The following is a 15,206-nucleotide window of genomic DNA, read 5'->3' as shown; positions in this document are numbered from 1 at the left end:
GGCGGCATGACCTGCTTTACTTAAGGAGGTAAAGGTTCTCATGCGCCCATTATTCGCTACCTGTTTCTGCCTGGCCATCATGTCCTTGCCTGCCGCCGCCTACGCCGAGCGCCGTTGTGGCTGGTACTCCAGCCCGACACCCGGCAACCTCGTCCTGACCGACAGTGACGGGGATTGGTGGATCCAGATGCAGGGGCGACCGGATCCCAAAGGCATCGACAATGTGCCGGCCTTTGACGAGCGGCAATTCGTCGAGACCAATGTGCCTGGTTCCGGCCACGGCTACGGATGCGCGTGCATGACCGTCGTAACCAACGCCAAGCAGCAAAAGATCACCAGAATAATCTCGGGCGAAATCCTTCCGCTCGTGCGCTGTCGCAACGACAGATCGCTGCCTAACCCGGACGGATAATTATTGGATACTTATGGGGTACCATGGGCGACAGCGGACATCGGCTCAAGAAAAAGCCCCGGCAAAACCGGGGCTTTTTCTTGGGGTTTCTGAACCTTATCAAAAGTTCGAAACGGGAATTTGGTGCCCAGAAGAGGACTCGAACCTCCACTCCTTGCGGAACACGGACCTGAACCGTGCGCGTCTACCAATTCCGCCATCTGGGCTGGTGCGCGCTCATTAAGCGGGCAAAGGATGAGTGTCAACGCGCTTTTTTGAAAGCCGCGTTCCTTCTCCGGCTCAGTGCTCCAGCACTTCCTTCGACGCTACCGTGGAATCGGCGTTGAGCGTGTAGATGATCGGCACACCGGTGCCGAGCTCGAGCTTGACGATCTCCTCGCCCGACTTGCCGTCCAGCGCCATGATCAGCGCGCGCAGCGAATTGCCGTGCGCCGCCACCAGCACGGTACCGCCGCGCAGCACATGCGGCTGCAGATCGTGCAGGTAATAGGGCCAGACGCGTGCGCCGGTGTCTTTCAGGCTTTCACCGCCGGGCGGCGGCACGTCGTAGGAGCGGCGCCAGATATGCACCTGGTCCTCGCCCCATTTTTTGCGCGCATCATCCTTGTTGAGGCCGGAGAGATCGCCATAGTCGCGCTCGTTCAGCGCCTGGTCGCGGATGGTCTCGAGCCCGCTCTGGCCGACAGCGTCTAGAATGTGCTGACAGGTCTTCTGCGCCCGGATCAGCGACGACGTGAAGGCGATGTCGAATTTCATGCCGCGCGCCCTGAGCTTGGCGCCGGCCGCCTTGGCTTCGGTATGGCCTAGTTCGGTCAGGTCGACGTCGCGCCAGCCGGTAAAAAGGTTCTTCAGGTTCCACTCGCTCTGGCCGTGGCGCACGAGCACGAGAGTTCTCGACATATTTGCTCCTTCAAATTTTTATGGATCAACTGGTCAGGCCGAGCACGTCCCGCATCGAATAGAGGCCCGGCTTGCGGCCGCGCGCCCACAGGGCTGCCTTGACTGCGCCGCGGGCAAAGATCGCCCGGTCCTCGGCATGGTGGGCGAGCGTGATGCGCTCGCCGGTACCGGCCAGCACCACACTGTGGTCGCCGACGACCGAGCCGCCGCGCAAGCTGGCGAAACCGATCGAGCCTGCCTTGCGCACGCCGGTATGACCGTCGCGCGACCGCACGCTGTTCCCGTCAAGGTCGATGCCGCGCCCATTAGCGGCGGCTTCGCCGAGCAGCAGCGCCGTTCCCGACGGCGCGTCGACCTTGTGCCGGTGATGCATTTCCAGGATCTCGATGTCGAAATCGTCGGCATCGAGCGCGCGCGCCGCCTGCTCCACCAGCACCGCCAGCAGATTGACGCCGAGGCTCATATTGCCTGACTTGACGATCGTCGCGTGCCGCGCGGCGGCCGCGATCCTGGCGTTGTCTTCGGCCGAACAGCCGGTGGTGCCGATGATGTGGGCGATGCGCGCCTGCGCCGCGTAGCCGGCGAATTCGACGGTCGCTTCCGGGGTGGTGAAATCGAGTACGCCGTCGGCCTTGGCGAAGACCGGCAGCGGATCGTCCCCGATCGCCACGCCGAGCCGGCCGACGCCGGCCAGCTCGCCGGCATCCTTGCCGATATGGGGCGATCCGGCCGGCGCGATGGCGCCGGCGACACGCGCGCCCGGTATGGTGTGGATGGCGCGGATCAGCGCCTGGCCCATGCGGCCGGCCGCGCCGACCACCACCAGGCCCATTTCACTCGCGGTCGGCATGTCACTCATGAATGTCTCCCGACCACCTTTTTCGCGCGGGCATTTTGCGCCGCACTCTGGATTGGCTTGCCGTCATCGACAAGCCCCAGCCCTTTCCTGCCTTGCACCCGGTGAAACCGCGCATAGACGCTGTGCGGGTCGGCCATCAGCGAGGCGTGCGTGCCCTGTTCGACCAGCCGGCCCTGCTCCAGCACGATGATATGGTCGGCATTGACCACCGTCGACAGCCGGTGCGCGATGACAATGGTGGTGCGCCCTTCCATGACATGGGTCAGCGCTTCCTGGACGCGGGCCTCGGCCTCGTTGTCGAGCGCCGAGGTGGCTTCGTCGAGCAGCAGGATCGGCGCCTGCCGAACGATGGCGCGGGCAATCGATACGCGCTGGCGCTGGCCGCCCGACAGCGTCACGCCGTTCTCGCCGACGGGCGTGTCGTAGCCTTGCGGCTGCTGGCGAATGAAATCGTCGGCTGCGGCCTGTTGGGCGGCGCGTTCAATCTCGGCGGCGGTGGCGCTCAGCCTGCCGTAGCGGATGTTGTCGCGGATGGTGCCTTCGAACAGATAAGGCTGCTGCGAAACATAGGCGATCGAGCCGCGCAGCGAATGCTTGGTGACCTTTGAAATGTCCTGGCCATCGATATCGATGCTGCCCGACTCGACGTCGTAGAAGCGCTGCAGCAGCGCAACCAGCGTCGTCTTGCCGGCGCCCGAAGCTCCGACGATGGCGGTCACCTTGCCGGCAGCGGCGACAAAGCTCAGATCCTGCAGGACCGGCGCCTCTTCGACATAGCGGAAGGACACATTGTTGAAGCGCACTTCGCCAGAGGTGAATTTCGCCTCGGCGGCTCCCGGCACGTCACCCTGCTGCGGCTCGAGGTCGAGAAGCTCGTAGATCATGCGCGCATTGACCAGCGACTTTTCCATGCCGACCTGCATACGCGCCAGCCGCCTGGCGGGGTCATAGGCAAGCAGCAGGGCGGTGATGAAGGCAAACACCGCGCCCGGCGGCTGGCCGCCGACAGTCGCCCGGTAGCCGGAATAGGCGATGACGCCGGCGACGGCGAAGCCGGCCAGCATTTCGGAGATCGGCGTCAGCCGTTCCGAGACGCGGGCGATCTTGTTTGCCCGCTGCTCGGCGCCGGCGACGAGGCCGCCGATGCGCCGCGACAGCTCGTCCTCCAGGGTGAAGGCCTTGACGATAGCGATGCCTTGCGTCGCTTCCTGCATGGCGCCGATCAGCCGCGAGTTGATCTGCACCGATTCGCGAGTGATGCGACGTACCCGGCGCATCAGATAGGTGACACTGTAAATTAAAGGCGGCCCGATCAGCAGCGACATCGCCGAGAGCACCGGGTCCTGCCAGATCATGACGCCGACCAGCGCGACAAGCGATACGGCATCGCGTGCCAGCGATGTCAGCGTCATCGACAGGAGATCGCGGATGCCGTTGACGTTCTCGTTGATCTGCGCGGCGAGCCGGCCCGAACGGGTGTCGTTGAAGAAACTGACGCCGAGCTTCATCAGGTGGTCGAAGATGCGGCGCTGATAGCGCGCCACCAGATTGTTGCCGATCTTGGCCAGCGTCACTGCCTGGCCGTAGCTGGCCAGCCCGCGCAGCATGAAGGCGGCCAGAATCGACACGCTGATCAGCGCGATAAGATCGCCGCGCTGCTTGTAGAAGATCTGGTCGATGACATCCTTCATGATCCAGGCGGTGAAGGCGGTCGTCGCCGCGATCGTCACCAGGCACAGCACGGCAAGAACATAGTACCAGCGGTAATCGCGGCTGTTCTCGGCGATGATGCGGCGGATCACCGCCACGATCTCGCCGGGCCGGACTTTCCCTTTGGTTGGTGCTGGAAGTGTCAAGTTGGAGCGCTTTGTGGTTTTGGTTCGGCCGGGCTGCAATTCGGCAACGTCTTAACGCCGCAATGACGGCTTGCCTATGGCCGAGAATGGCGAAACTTCGTCGCGGCGCAGCGTGTATCCTAGACCCGCCAGCGCCGCCCCGCCGTCTGCACGCCGAACAGCGACGGATTTCTGGCATAGGCGGCCAGCCCTAAAAGCGCCGCCAGCGGATGGGTGATGACATAGACCGGCATGCTGCGCATCAGGGCACTGTGCGGCGCCTTGTCCTCGAAGGCGGCGCGGAAATTGCCGGTCCGCAGCGCCGGCAGGATTTTTTGCGCGATGCCGCCGGTGAGAAACACGCCGCCGCGGCTCATGAACACCAGAGCGAGGTCACCGGCGGTGCGTCCCAGGCAGGTGACGAAGATCGACAGCGCCTCTTCGGCCACCGGATCGTTCTTTGCCAGCGCCGCGGCGGTGATCTCGGCGGGCGTGGTAAAGGGCGACGGCTTGCCGTCCGCCTTGGCCACCGCCCGGTAGGCATTGACCAGGCCGCGCCCGGACAGGATCTGTTCGCCGGAGATGCGGCCCTCGAGCTTCTCGATATGCGGAAACACCTGGAAATCGCGCGGCGAGCGCGGGCCGATATCCATATGGCCGCCCTCGCCGGGCACCGGTATCCAGTGATGCAGCGCATAGACCAGCCCGGCGACGCCGAGCCCGGTTCCCGGGCCGAGCACTACCCGCCCGGAATTCGGTTCCGGCGCGTCACCGCCGATCTTTTCCATATGCTCTTCGCCGAGCGCGACGACGGCCAGCGCCTGCGCCTCGAAGTCGTTGAGCACCACGACGTCGCTGAGACCGAGACTGGCGAACATCTGTCTCGGCTTGACGATCCATGGGCAATTGGTAAGCGGGATCTCGTCGCTTTCGACAGGACCGGCTACCGCCAGCACAGCTGAATTCGGCCGGACCGACGAGCGGTCGAGCACGGCCGACTGGATCGCCTCGTCGATCGTATTGAAGTTGGCGGTCTGGACGATCGTCGGCTCGCCGGCTTCGGAATTCGCGTCAAGCACGATCGAGAAGCGCGCATTGGTGCCGCCTATGTCGCCGATCAGAATCGGAAACCGCAACAGAGTGTCGTCATCGCTTACGCCTGGCATGCTCTCGTCCGTTCCCGACGCGTATCGCCGTTCTCTCGTTGACTAGCGCATGACCGCAAAAAGGGAAATCGGTTTTCGAAGTGGAGATGCACGGATGCAGACAGCGAACACGCTGCCCGCATCAGTGCCCCGGTCGTGGCCGCGGCAGCGGAATGCGGATCTCGGGGGTCGCCACAAAGGCGTTCGCCGAGGCCGGAAGCGCTGCCGCGCCGGCTGCGACCGTCGGCGGCGGCGAAGGCTCTGCCGCGGGAGCGGGTACGGCCGCGATCGGCACGCCGTCGCCATAATAGGTGACTGCTTCCGCCGAGGCCGGAGCCAGCGCGTCGAGCACGAACTGGCATTGCCTGGGCAGGTTCGCCATCGTCATCACGTCGCGTGCCTTCGGCTTGTCCGGATTCTTGTTGGGGCGCCACGGCTCCTCGGTGAACCACCAGGCCAGCGCCTGGTCGCAGCCATCGCCTGGCGCCGTCGCTTCCTGCGCCTTGCAGTCGGGTGACCCAGGCTGGCAGCCGATACGAATGTGGAAGTGGTAATCGTGGCCCCAGAACGGCCTGACCTTGCGCAACCAGCTGCGGTCGCCTTTGACCGTGTCGCAGAGCTTCTTCTTGATCCCTGGATTGACCAGGATGCGCTCGACTTCGGGATAGCTCGCGGCGCGCCTCAACAGCCGCGTGTGCATCGGCGTCCACAGGCCATCCTTTACCAGATGGGTCTTTTCATCGACCATCAAGGTAGCGCTGATGTTTTCGCGCTCTTCGGTCGAAAGCTTGCGGTCGGGCATCGGCGTTAGCCAGATGTCGGCGTCGAGGCCGATCTGGTGCGAGGCATGGCCGGTAAGCATCGGTCCGCCGCGCGGTTGCGAGATGTCGCCGATCAGCAGGCCCGGCCAGCCGTCGGCTGCAGCATCGCGTGATAGTTTCTCGATTAGCGCGATCATTGCCGGATGGCCCCAACGGCGGTTGCGCGACGGTCGCATCACCTCCCAGTGCCGGCCGTCCATGGGCAGCGCGACGCCGCCGGAAAAACAGCCTTTGGAATAAAAGCCGATCGATTGCGCTGCTGCGAGTGCCGGCAGCTTTTTGGCGCCGAACAGCTCTTTTGCCCGTTGCTCAGCGCTCGCCGTTTGCGCGGCAAGCGTTAGGCCGGCGACGGCCAGTGCTGCCGTCAGCAGCAGTGTTTTTCCCGGCAAGGCTCGCTTTAACGTCTTCCCCAAGCTGGACCCCTCCGCGATTTGAACCGCATCATACCACGCCCCGCGCAACGTATCGATCACGACCGTTTCATCGGACTGCGCGCCTCGCCGTCGCGCCAGTCGCCGCTCGCCCACATGGCGTCGAGAGCCGAGCGGTAGTCGGGGAAGCGAAAGCCATAGCCGGCCGCCTTGATCGCCGCGTTGGCGACACGCTTGTTCTCGCCATAGAAGGACCGCGCCATGGGCGAAAGTTGGGCGGTCTCGAACGGAATTTCGGGCGGCGGCTCGATGCCCATCAACCTGGCGGCATAGGCGACGACGTCCTGCGGCGGCGCCGGCAGGTCGTCGGTGACGTTGAAGATGCCGCCGCGATCGCCTTCGGCTAGATGCCAGAGAGCGCCGGCAATATCGTCGCAATGGATGCGGTTGAACACCTGGCCCGGCTTGACCAGTCGCCGGGCGGTGCCGTTTTCGAGATTGACCAGGGCGTTGCGGCCCGGCCCATAAATGCCGGAAAGCCGCAGGATCGCCACCGGCCGGTGGATGTCGTGGCCCAGTTGCAGCCAATCCTGCTCGGCTGCGACACGCATCACCGACCGCTTCGACAACGGCCGGCATTCGGCGGCCTCGTCCACCCAGTTGCCGCCATGGTCGCCATAGACGCCGACGGTGGAGAGATAGGCGATCCATTCGAGCTCCGGCATGTTGGCCACGATCACCTCGCGTGCCGCGCCCAGCACCGGGTCGCCGGCCTCGTCCGGCGCGACCGAGACGACGAGATGGGTTGTCTTCCCAAGCGCATCGCCGATTTCGGAAGTCAGCGTGCCATCGAAACGCAGCGGCACGATACCGGCTTGCCGCAGCGCCGCGAATTTTTCCAGCGACCGTGTTGTACCGAAGATCGTTGTGTCGGCATCCCTGTTGGCGCCGGCGAAGGCCCTGCCCGAATAACCGGCGCCGAAGATGAAAATCTGCTTTTTTGTCATATATGGGCCTCGATCGGCTTTGGCAGGGCCAGAAGCCATTCGCCTCTTACCGCCTCGTCACCTTCTACTTGCAAAGCGGCTGCGGCACGTTCGGCAAATTCCTGACCCGGCACTAGCCGCGACAGCGCGCATACCGCGGCGCCGCGAACCAGCGGCGAGGCATCGTCGAGCAGCGCGCGGACGGCGCCGGCCAGCGACAAGTCCTGGGAATTGCCGGCCGCGATCAGCACGTTGCGGATAAAACGGTCACGGCCGATGCGCTTGACCGGCGAGCCCGAAAAAAGCGCGCGGAAGGCAGCGTCGTTCAGGCAAAGCAGCTCGGCGAGCGGCGGTTCGCGCAAGTCCGCGCGGGCGGCAAGCTTAGCCTCGGAGGCAGCTTGGGCGAACTTGTTCCACGGACAGGCGGCCAGGCAGTCGTCGCAGCCATAGATGCGATTGCCGATCTTTTCCCGGAACTCATGTGGGATCGGTCCTTTGTTCTCGATGGTGAGGTATGAAATGCAGCGCCGCGCATCGAGCCGGTAAGGCGCCGGAAAGGCGTCCGTCGGGCAGGCGTCGAGACAGGCGCGGCAGGAGCCGCAATGATCGTCCTCAGGCGCGTCCGGCACCAGCTCGGCCGTCGTGAAGATGGTGCCGAGGAACAGCCAGGAACCATGGGCGCGGCTGACCAGGTTGGTGTGCTTGCCTTGCCAACCGAGGCCGGCCGCCTCGGCCAGCGGCTTTTCCATCACCGGCGCGGTGTCGACAAACACTTTGACGTCGCCGCCGGCGCGCGCAACAAGCTTGCCGGCGATCGCCTTCAGCCGGCCTTTCATGACGTCATGATAATCGCGGTTCTGCGCATAGGCGGAGATCGCGCCGCGATCGCGTTTTGCCAGGATGTCGCGCGGGTCGCGGTCGGGGCCGTAATTCATCGCCAGCACGATGATCGAGCGGACCTCTGGCCAGAGCGCCGCTGGTTTGCCTCGCCGCTCGAGCGTTTCGGCAATCCAGCCCATCGAGCCGTGAAAGCCGTCGGCAACGAATTCGGCCAGCCGTTCCGGCGCCCGCGGAATCGCATCGGGCGTTGTGACGGCGACGGCGTCAAAGCCGGCGTTCCGCGCCTCGCGGTCGATCAGCGCGCGCAGCTTTGCCGTATCAGAAATCGAGGTCCGCATAATGTGACACCGGCGACAGGCCACGCACCCGGTCGGACAGAAGCGGCCGGAACGAAGGCCGTGATTTCACCCTTGTATACCATTCGCGCGCGGCGCTGTGTTCGCGCCAGTCGATCTCGCCGAGATAGTCGAGCACCGACAGTGCCGCCGCCGCCGCGAGATCGGCATAGGTGACCTTGTTGCCGGCCAGCCAATGACGGGTGCCGGCCAGCCAGTTGGTGTATTTCATGTGCTGGCGGATATTGGCGCGGGCGGCGCGGATCGCCGCCGAATCGGGCGAGCCGCCGCCCGCTGTTTCCGGCATGACCGGCTTCAGAACGCGCTCGCGCACCAGATGCCGGGTAACCTCGCTTTCCGCCTTGTTGAGGTACCAGTCGGTCAGCCGGCGGATTTCGGCGCGTTCCATCGGGTCTTCGGCGAATAGCCGCTTGTCGCGCTTGAGTACGCCGCGCGTCTCGTCGAGATATTCGGCAATGACCACTGCGCCAACAATCGGCACGTCGCCCTCGGCAAGCAGGATCGGCAGCGTGCCGGCCGGGTTCAGCGCCAGGAACTCCTTGCGCCGCGTCCACGGCTTCTCTTCGATCAGTGCCAGTTCCTCGCCATACTCGCCAAAGGCGAGGCGGACGAAGCGGCAGCTGGCGAACATCGGATGGTGGAAAAGCGTTAGCATGGTCCCGCGATAATAGAGCGCACTGGCAAATCGCCGGCTGCGCCGGTAAGTCTTGGCCGCCCGATTCAGGGGCTGTCAGGGTGCTGCGACCTATAGGGGGAGTTCCGCGCCGTGACAAGCAAGCCGTTTTCTCAAGCCCTCCCTCCAACGCCGAGGTTGCCATGGAAAGCCAGACCGTCGTCGAAGCGCTGCTGCTCGGCATGCTCGAGGGCCTGACCGAGTTTATTCCGGTGTCTTCGACCGGTCATATCCTGCTCGCCGGCCATTTCCTCGGCTTTCATTCGACCGGCAAGGCCTTCGAGATCCTGATCCAGCTCGGCGCCATATTGGCGATCCTCAGCGTCTATTTCCACCGGCTCTGGAAGATGCTGCTCGAACTGCCATACGATCGGCTGACGCGGCATTTCGTCCTTGGCATTCTCATCGCGTTCCTGCCGGCGGCCGTCGTCGGCGCGCTGGCGCATGATTTCATCAAGACGGTGCTGTTCGAATCGCCGCGGCTGATCTGCATCATGCTGATCATCGGCGGCGTCATCCTGCTGCTGGTCGATCGCATGAAGCCGAAGCCATATTACCACGATGTCGAGCGGTTCCCGACCAGGCTCTATCTGCAGATCGGGCTGTTCCAGTGCTTGTCGCTGATCCCCGGCACATCGCGCTCGGGTTCGACCATCGTCGGCGCGCTGCTGCTCGGGGTCGACAAACGGGCGGCGGCGGAATTCTCCTTCTTCCTTGCCATCCCGACCATGGTCGGCGCCTTCGCCTTCGACCTGTTCAAGAACCGCAATGTGCTGAGCAGTGCCGACCTGCCTATCATCGCCGTCGGCTTCGTCGCCGCCTTCGTCACCGCGCTAATCGTCGTGCGCTTCCTGCTCGACTATGTCTCGCGCCATGGCTATGCGCTGTTCGGCTGGTGGCGGCTGGTCGTGGGCATCGTCGGCCTGGCGGGGCTGGCAATCTGGGGGTGAGCCGGCGCGGATAGCGCAATCCCAGCCGGAACTCTGTTCTTGCCCGAAGCCGAGCCATACGATCTTGTGGACGTATGGTTCGCAGGGGGAATGCATGAGCGAAGTTCTTGACGCCCTCGTTATTGGCGCCGGTCCGGCGGGGCTCGGCGTCAGCTACTTCTTGAAACGGCAGGGCCGCGACCACCGTGTGCTCGATCGAGGCCGGATCGGCGAAACGTGGCGAACGCAGCGATGGAATTCGTTTCGACTGAATTCGCCGACCATTCGCTCCATCTTACCCGGTGATTCCTACGAGGGGCCGGAGCCCTGGGGCGCGATAACCCACCACGAATTTGTCGCGTATCTCGAAGGCTATGCCGAGCGGCACCGCCTGCCGGTAAGCACCCAAACTCCGGTTCAAGAGCTGACGAGAGACGATGGGATCTTTCGCGTCACTACGGCGGCTCGTGGCGTGCTTCTGGCGCGCAATGTGGTGATCGCCACCGGCGACCAGAACCGACAGGTCCGGCCACCAGGGTCGGCGGACTTGCCGGCGGCAGTTCGCCAAGTCGATTCTTCGGCTTATCGCAACCCGGCCGAGTTCGAGAATGGCGCGGTGCTGGTGGTCGGCAGCGGCCAGTCGGGCGGCCAGATCGCCGAGGATCTGGCGGTGGCCGGACGTGCGGTCTTTTTGGCGACCAGCCGCAACGGCCGTTGGGTGCGGCGCTACCGCGGGGGCAACATACTTAAATGGCTGACGCTGTCCGGTTTTCTCGACGTTCCGCGCAAGGAACTCGTCCTCCCCTCCGGCAAGCTGCAGGCCCGCGCGCTGGTCGGCGCGACCCATACAATCAGCCTGCAATCGCTGAGTGCACAGGGCGTGGTGCTGCTCGGCCGCTTCAGGGGCGTGGAGAATGGCAGCCTCGTCTTCGGCGACGAACTCGACGACCATATGCGATTTGCCGACGAGGTTTCGGCGAATGCCAAGCGCCTGGTCGACGAGTACATTGAGCGCGCCGGCCTCGATGCGCCCCTGGCCGAGGATGATCCAGCCGAGACGGTTGCCCCGCGCTTGCCCGATCCTCCGATCCGCTCCCTCGACTGGACGGCGAGCGGCATCAGATCAGTGATCTGGTGCACGGGTTTCACCGGCGATTTCTCATGGGTCCGGCTTCCTGGCGCGCTCGATGCGGCCGGCCAGCCCGTCCACGAGGATGGCGTCGGCGCTGTTCCAGGTCTCTTTTTCGCCGGCCTCGATTTCGGGTCGACACGGAAATCGGGCACCATACCGGCCATTCCAGAGGAGGTGGCTGGCATTGTGGAGCGACTTGTCCAGGTGCGGCGGCCTTGACCTCGGCGCGTCTGGACCTCGGCTGGTCGTCGTCGGGCTGACAGCACTGGCCATATGGGGATGAGCCGGCGCAGTCATTCGGAATGGTCGCCCTGGAGACGCCAAAGGAGGTGCATCAAGGCGCGCGATCGGTCAGCGCGCTCGCACCTTCCTCAGCGGCGCAATGTGCGCAGCAGTAGATGATGTCATCCTGTTCGACGCCATGTCCGATGATCCGGCATCCGCAATGCGGACACGTCGGAGCAAGTTTCTGGACCGCGCATTCGAAGCTGTCGAATGTGTAGGTCTCCTCGGCCATCGTCACTTTGAAAGCCTTGTCGTAGTCATTCCCGCATTGATCGCATCTGGCCATGGTTCTTTTCCTTCTTTCATTGGCTTCAAGCTCGACCAACCTGTCGCGCGGCGATAGGTTCCCGCCAGGATCAGAGGGCCGTCCTAAGGCGGAGACGAGCGCGAGCCTACGCCACGGCGCTGTTCGATCACGCGGATCACCTCGTCGATATCCCGCGGCTCGATGTCGAGTTCCTTCAGGCCCGGCGCGTCGATTGCTGCCACATTATCCTGACGCATAAGATCGATCTGGTTGCGCGTTATGGGGGCAGCCGGGAGGAGTTCCGCGACGCCAGCCAAGGCGTTCCATACAGCAAACGGCACCGGCATCAGCTTTACGTGCGTATCGAGCTGTCGGGCGATCTCCCGAAGCAATTCCTTATAGGTATAGATACGCGGGCCCCCGAATTCGAATATGGATGAACCCTTGTGGCTTCGCCCGTCGATCAGCCGGCTCACTGCTTCCGCGACGTCGGCCACATAGACCGGCTGAAGCCGTGTGCCACCATCGCCGAACAGCGGATAGACCGGCAGGAGGCGTATCAGCCTCACAATGGTCGTGAGGAAAGCGTCGTCAGGTCCTGTCATGACGGCGGGACGCACAATGAAAGCGCCGGGAAATGCGTTTCCCACGGCAACTTCTCCGCGCCCACGTGCCCTTATATAATTCGAATCCGATTGAGGATCGGAGCCGATCCCTGAAATCTGGACGAACTGATCGATCTCGACCTTGCGCGACACGGCAGCGAGATCGGCCGCGGCTTTCACATGGACGCGTTCAAAGGTCTGGACGCCCTGCTCGACGTAAAGACTGATAGCATTCACGACCGCCTGTGATCCGGTAATGGCCGACCCAATCGAGGACGCATCCAATATATCCGCCTCGACTGCTTCGGGCATCCTTGTAATCGAGGAAAAGACCAGGGCCACGCGAGCCGGATGGCGAGATGCGGCGCGCACCGTGAAACCCCTTTCCAGGAGCCGCGTCACGATCCTGCGCCCGAGAAAGCCAGTTCCGCCGAACACGGTGACGATCCGTTCCTGGTTGAGATCGTCAGGATCCATTTGCCTCGCCATCCCTTGTCCTCGCACGCCTGCCACGAGGACTGCCCTGATCGGCATTTGAACCAGCCCGTCGAACATCAGGACGGTTGGAGAACAACGCAGGAACGCTTTTGTTCCAGTCAGTGCTGGGCGGAGACCAGGTCGACAAACCGATCGATTGAGCGAATCCAGGTGAGCGTCGGCACATGATCCAGGCGGCAAATGGCGCTACTTGCTTGTTCCCATCGACGAGACGACAGGCAATCGAATCTGAACCGGAGATCGCGGCAAAACCGACCCCACTTCGGGAATGACCTAGTTCCCCCCGTAAAAAACGTTCTCGACATGCACCGGCCAGCGCCACGGCAATACCGCCACCATGTCGAAGCGCACCGATAATTTTCCGTAGTCGGATTGGCGCGACAGCCAGAAATCGGCCGCGCCTTCGATGCGGCGCTCCGATTCGCGGCCGACGGCCTCCATCGCCTCGATCAGCGTACGGCGTGCCTTGACCTCGACGATCAGCACCAAATCGCCACGCCGCGCGATCAGGTCGATCTCGCCAAACCTGGTACGGTGGCGGCGGGCAAGAATCCGGTAGCCCTTCAGCATCAGCGCCGCCGCCGCCAGCCATTCACCGTGATGGCCGCGCCGGTAGGCCTTTTGCCGGCTGGCGCTCCGCCGTTCAGCCATCGCGGTCTCCGCCGGCCCCGTCTCTTCCGGCATTCCTGAGGTCGAGCAGCCGTCGGTAGAGCGTCTGTTTTTGGCCACCCGTCATCTTGGCGGCTTCCGCCGCCGCCTTGGAGGCCGGCATCTCGGCCGCCAGCGAAAGCAGCAGCCGGTCGATGTCTTCAGGCTCATCAGCGACCGCATCGGCCGGGCCGACGCAGATGACGATTTCGCCCTTAGGCGTATCGGCTGCCGCGTAATGGCCGGCGAGTGACTGCAGGGTGCCGGTCCGCATCTCCTCGAAAGTCTTGGTTAACTCGCGGCCGATCGCCGCCTTGCGGGCGCCGCCCAGCACCTCGACCATGGCACTGAGCGTCTCGGCCAGCCGGCGCGGCGATTCGAAGAAGATCAACGTTGCCGGCACCGCCTTCAGCGCTTCCAGCCGCGTCAGCCGCTGGCCGGTCTTCACCGGCAGGAAGCCGGCAAACAGAAAGGCGTCCGAAGGCAGGCCGGATGCCGTCAGAGCGGCAAGTGGCGCCGACGGTCCGGGGATCGGCACGACACGAATGCCGCGTTCCAGCGCCTCGCCAACCAGCCGGTAGCCGGGATCGGAGATGAGCGGTGTGCCGGCATCAGAGATCAGCGCTACGCTCTGCCCGGCCAGCAGTGCCGCGATCAGCTTCGGCCCGGCCTCGGCGGCATTGTGCTCGTGATAGGCGGTGGTGCGGCGGCGGATGCCGTAGCGGTCGAGCAGGACGCGCGAAACACGCGTGTCCTCGCAGGCGACGATATCTGCGGCGGCGAGCGTTTCCAGCGCGCGCAGCGTGATGTCGGCGAGATTGCCGATCGGCGTAGCCACCAGATAGAGCGCCGGCTCGAGCGGCCGGGCGGCGATCTCGGTCTGCCCGACCACATAACTGCGTTTGGCCAATTCGCCGGTCACCTGCACAACTCCGTTCGACCCTGTTTGGCACGGCTCACGCCTGGTTGCAAAAGCCTGGGTTGCAAACGCCCGGTTCCAAACGGGGTCCCGACGTGAACCGGCCGCCATGCCTTTGCCATAGTAGGGAACGAAACCGTTGCCGGCGAATTTTAACCCTGATCTCGGGAGGAGCAGGATGGACAGCCTGACGATACAGGACGTTTTCGAACCCTATTATGCCGGCCGCAAGCGCTTCGCCGCGCCAGGCGACAAGAGCCTGCGTGGCAAAGCGGATGGCGAGGCCAGGAAACCGCTCGCACGCCAGCCATTGGCAGAGAGCAAGCCCGTAACCGAAACCGACAGCACGACGGAGCACTGACCGGACGATGCCCAATCGCTTCGATATTTTCATCACCCGTCTCGAAACAAAAAGCGCCCGCGATGGCGCAGCATCACATCCCACAGGCGACCAGCATTCTGCTCCGCGCGACAAGAGCGAGATCAAGCAGACCCGCTCCGGAGAAGCGCATGCCGAGAAGGACCGCGGCAAGCGTCGTTTCAAGCACGACGCTTGATCCTCTTTTCGTCATCCTGGGACGGAGCAAGGAGCGCAGCGACGCGGCGCAGACACCCGGATCCATGCCGTAATATTCAAGCGTTTCGACAGTTCAGAATTATTCTACCGCAGCATTCTTCGACAAGGGTAGCGGCATGGATCCTCGGGTCAAGCCCGAGGATGACGAAGGCGCAGTAGCGCGACAGC

At 63.9% G+C, this 15,206-nt stretch carries 17 protein-coding genes and 1 tRNA gene; 5 read left to right on the top strand and 13 right to left on the bottom strand.

All coding sequences use genetic code 11. From position 1 onward, the window contains the following. Positions 1 to 40 precede the first annotated feature (40 nt). Complete coding sequence (locus NKH63_RS21995) at positions 41 to 412, top strand: DUF4087 domain-containing protein (RefSeq protein ID WP_352495429.1); 372 nt, start codon at positions 41 to 43, stop codon at positions 410 to 412. 121 nt (positions 413 to 533) lie between these two features. Here NKH63_RS21995 and NKH63_RS21990 read toward each other — a convergent pair. From NKH63_RS21990 to NKH63_RS21950, 9 genes are all read right to left on the bottom strand, one after another. Continuing rightward, positions 534 to 618 (bottom strand) — tRNA-Leu (locus NKH63_RS21990). Positions 619 to 691: 73 nt separating this feature from the next. After that, a complete protein-coding gene (locus tag NKH63_RS21985; RefSeq protein WP_352495430.1) occupies positions 692 to 1,312 on the bottom strand; it encodes a 2,3-bisphosphoglycerate-dependent phosphoglycerate mutase in 621 nt (206 codons plus the stop codon). Between the two features lie 25 nt (positions 1,313 to 1,337). Further along, positions 1,338 to 2,162, bottom strand: a complete 825-nt coding sequence (dapB, locus tag NKH63_RS21980; protein WP_036244690.1) for a 4-hydroxy-tetrahydrodipicolinate reductase — start codon at positions 2,160 to 2,162, stop codon at positions 1,338 to 1,340. A gap of 5 nt (positions 2,163 to 2,167) precedes the next feature. Beyond that, positions 2,168 to 4,027, bottom strand: coding sequence for an ABC transporter ATP-binding protein (locus tag NKH63_RS21975; protein ID WP_352918712.1), 1,860 nt, complete (start codon positions 4,025 to 4,027; stop codon positions 2,168 to 2,170). A gap of 119 nt (positions 4,028 to 4,146) precedes the next feature. Beyond that, the gene (locus NKH63_RS21970; protein WP_023718823.1) at positions 4,147 to 5,172 is read right to left on the bottom strand and encodes a glucokinase; all 1,026 of its coding nucleotides are present in this window, start codon (positions 5,170 to 5,172) and stop codon (positions 4,147 to 4,149) included. A gap of 121 nt (positions 5,173 to 5,293) precedes the next feature. Further along, positions 5,294 to 6,385: a penicillin-insensitive murein endopeptidase gene (mepA, locus tag NKH63_RS21965; protein ID WP_352789116.1), complete on the bottom strand. Its 1,092-nt coding sequence runs from the start codon at positions 6,383 to 6,385 to the stop codon at positions 5,294 to 5,296. A 56-nt stretch (positions 6,386 to 6,441) separates the two neighbouring features. Continuing rightward, complete coding sequence (locus tag NKH63_RS21960) at positions 6,442 to 7,350, bottom strand: SDR family oxidoreductase (protein WP_352495433.1); 909 nt, start codon at positions 7,348 to 7,350, stop codon at positions 6,442 to 6,444. Continuing rightward, positions 7,347 to 8,507, bottom strand: coding sequence for a tRNA epoxyqueuosine(34) reductase QueG (gene queG, locus NKH63_RS21955; protein ID WP_352918709.1), 1,161 nt, complete (start codon positions 8,505 to 8,507; stop codon positions 7,347 to 7,349). The genes NKH63_RS21960 and queG overlap by 4 nt, the downstream gene beginning before the upstream one ends. After that, positions 8,488 to 9,180, bottom strand: coding sequence for a glutathione S-transferase family protein (locus NKH63_RS21950; RefSeq protein WP_023678968.1), 693 nt, complete (start codon positions 9,178 to 9,180; stop codon positions 8,488 to 8,490). The genes queG and NKH63_RS21950 overlap by 20 nt, the downstream gene beginning before the upstream one ends. 161 nt (positions 9,181 to 9,341) lie before the next feature. Here NKH63_RS21950 and NKH63_RS21945 point away from each other — a divergent pair, with 161 nt between their 5' ends. Then, complete coding sequence (locus NKH63_RS21945; RefSeq protein ID WP_023718827.1) at positions 9,342 to 10,148, top strand: undecaprenyl-diphosphate phosphatase; 807 nt, start codon at positions 9,342 to 9,344, stop codon at positions 10,146 to 10,148. A gap of 94 nt (positions 10,149 to 10,242) precedes the next feature. Continuing rightward, positions 10,243 to 11,478 carry a flavin-containing monooxygenase gene (locus NKH63_RS21940; RefSeq protein ID WP_352592275.1) on the top strand — a complete coding sequence of 412 codons (1,236 nt, stop codon included), beginning with the start codon at positions 10,243 to 10,245 and terminating at the stop codon, positions 11,476 to 11,478. A 115-nt stretch (positions 11,479 to 11,593) separates the two neighbouring features. Here NKH63_RS21940 and NKH63_RS21935 read toward each other — a convergent pair whose 3' ends face one another. The 4 genes from NKH63_RS21935 to rsmI form a co-directional block, all read right to left on the bottom strand. Continuing rightward, positions 11,594 to 11,869 (bottom strand): metallothionein, encoded by a 276-nt coding sequence (locus NKH63_RS21935; protein ID WP_352495436.1) that lies wholly within the window; start codon positions 11,867 to 11,869, stop codon positions 11,594 to 11,596. A gap of 44 nt (positions 11,870 to 11,913) precedes the next feature. Next, the gene (locus tag NKH63_RS21930) at positions 11,914 to 12,873 is read right to left on the bottom strand and encodes a complex I NDUFA9 subunit family protein (protein ID WP_023718830.1); all 960 of its coding nucleotides are present in this window, start codon (positions 12,871 to 12,873) and stop codon (positions 11,914 to 11,916) included. A gap of 294 nt (positions 12,874 to 13,167) precedes the next feature. Then, positions 13,168 to 13,545, bottom strand: a complete 378-nt coding sequence (locus tag NKH63_RS21925; RefSeq protein WP_023718831.1) for a YraN family protein — start codon at positions 13,543 to 13,545, stop codon at positions 13,168 to 13,170. Beyond that, positions 13,538 to 14,464 carry a 16S rRNA (cytidine(1402)-2'-O)-methyltransferase gene (rsmI, locus tag NKH63_RS21920; protein ID WP_352495438.1) on the bottom strand — a complete coding sequence of 309 codons (927 nt, stop codon included), beginning with the start codon at positions 14,462 to 14,464 and terminating at the stop codon, positions 13,538 to 13,540. The genes NKH63_RS21925 and rsmI overlap by 8 nt, the downstream gene beginning before the upstream one ends. 175 nt (positions 14,465 to 14,639) lie before the next feature. Between rsmI and NKH63_RS21915 the strand changes: the two genes are divergently transcribed. Beyond that, entirely contained in the window at positions 14,640 to 14,822 is a 183-nt protein-coding gene (locus NKH63_RS21915; protein ID WP_352918706.1) for a hypothetical protein, read from the top strand. A 7-nt stretch (positions 14,823 to 14,829) separates the two neighbouring features. After that, positions 14,830 to 15,018, top strand: coding sequence for a hypothetical protein (locus NKH63_RS21910; RefSeq protein WP_023718834.1), 189 nt, complete (start codon positions 14,830 to 14,832; stop codon positions 15,016 to 15,018). The last annotated feature ends 188 nt before the right edge of the window (positions 15,019 to 15,206 follow it).

Source organism: Mesorhizobium sp. M0960, assembly GCF_040319055.1.
Classification (GTDB): domain Bacteria; phylum Pseudomonadota; class Alphaproteobacteria; order Rhizobiales; family Rhizobiaceae; genus Mesorhizobium.
Note: the sequence above shows the minus strand (reverse complement) of the source record. Positions and strands in the feature narration are given on the sequence as shown.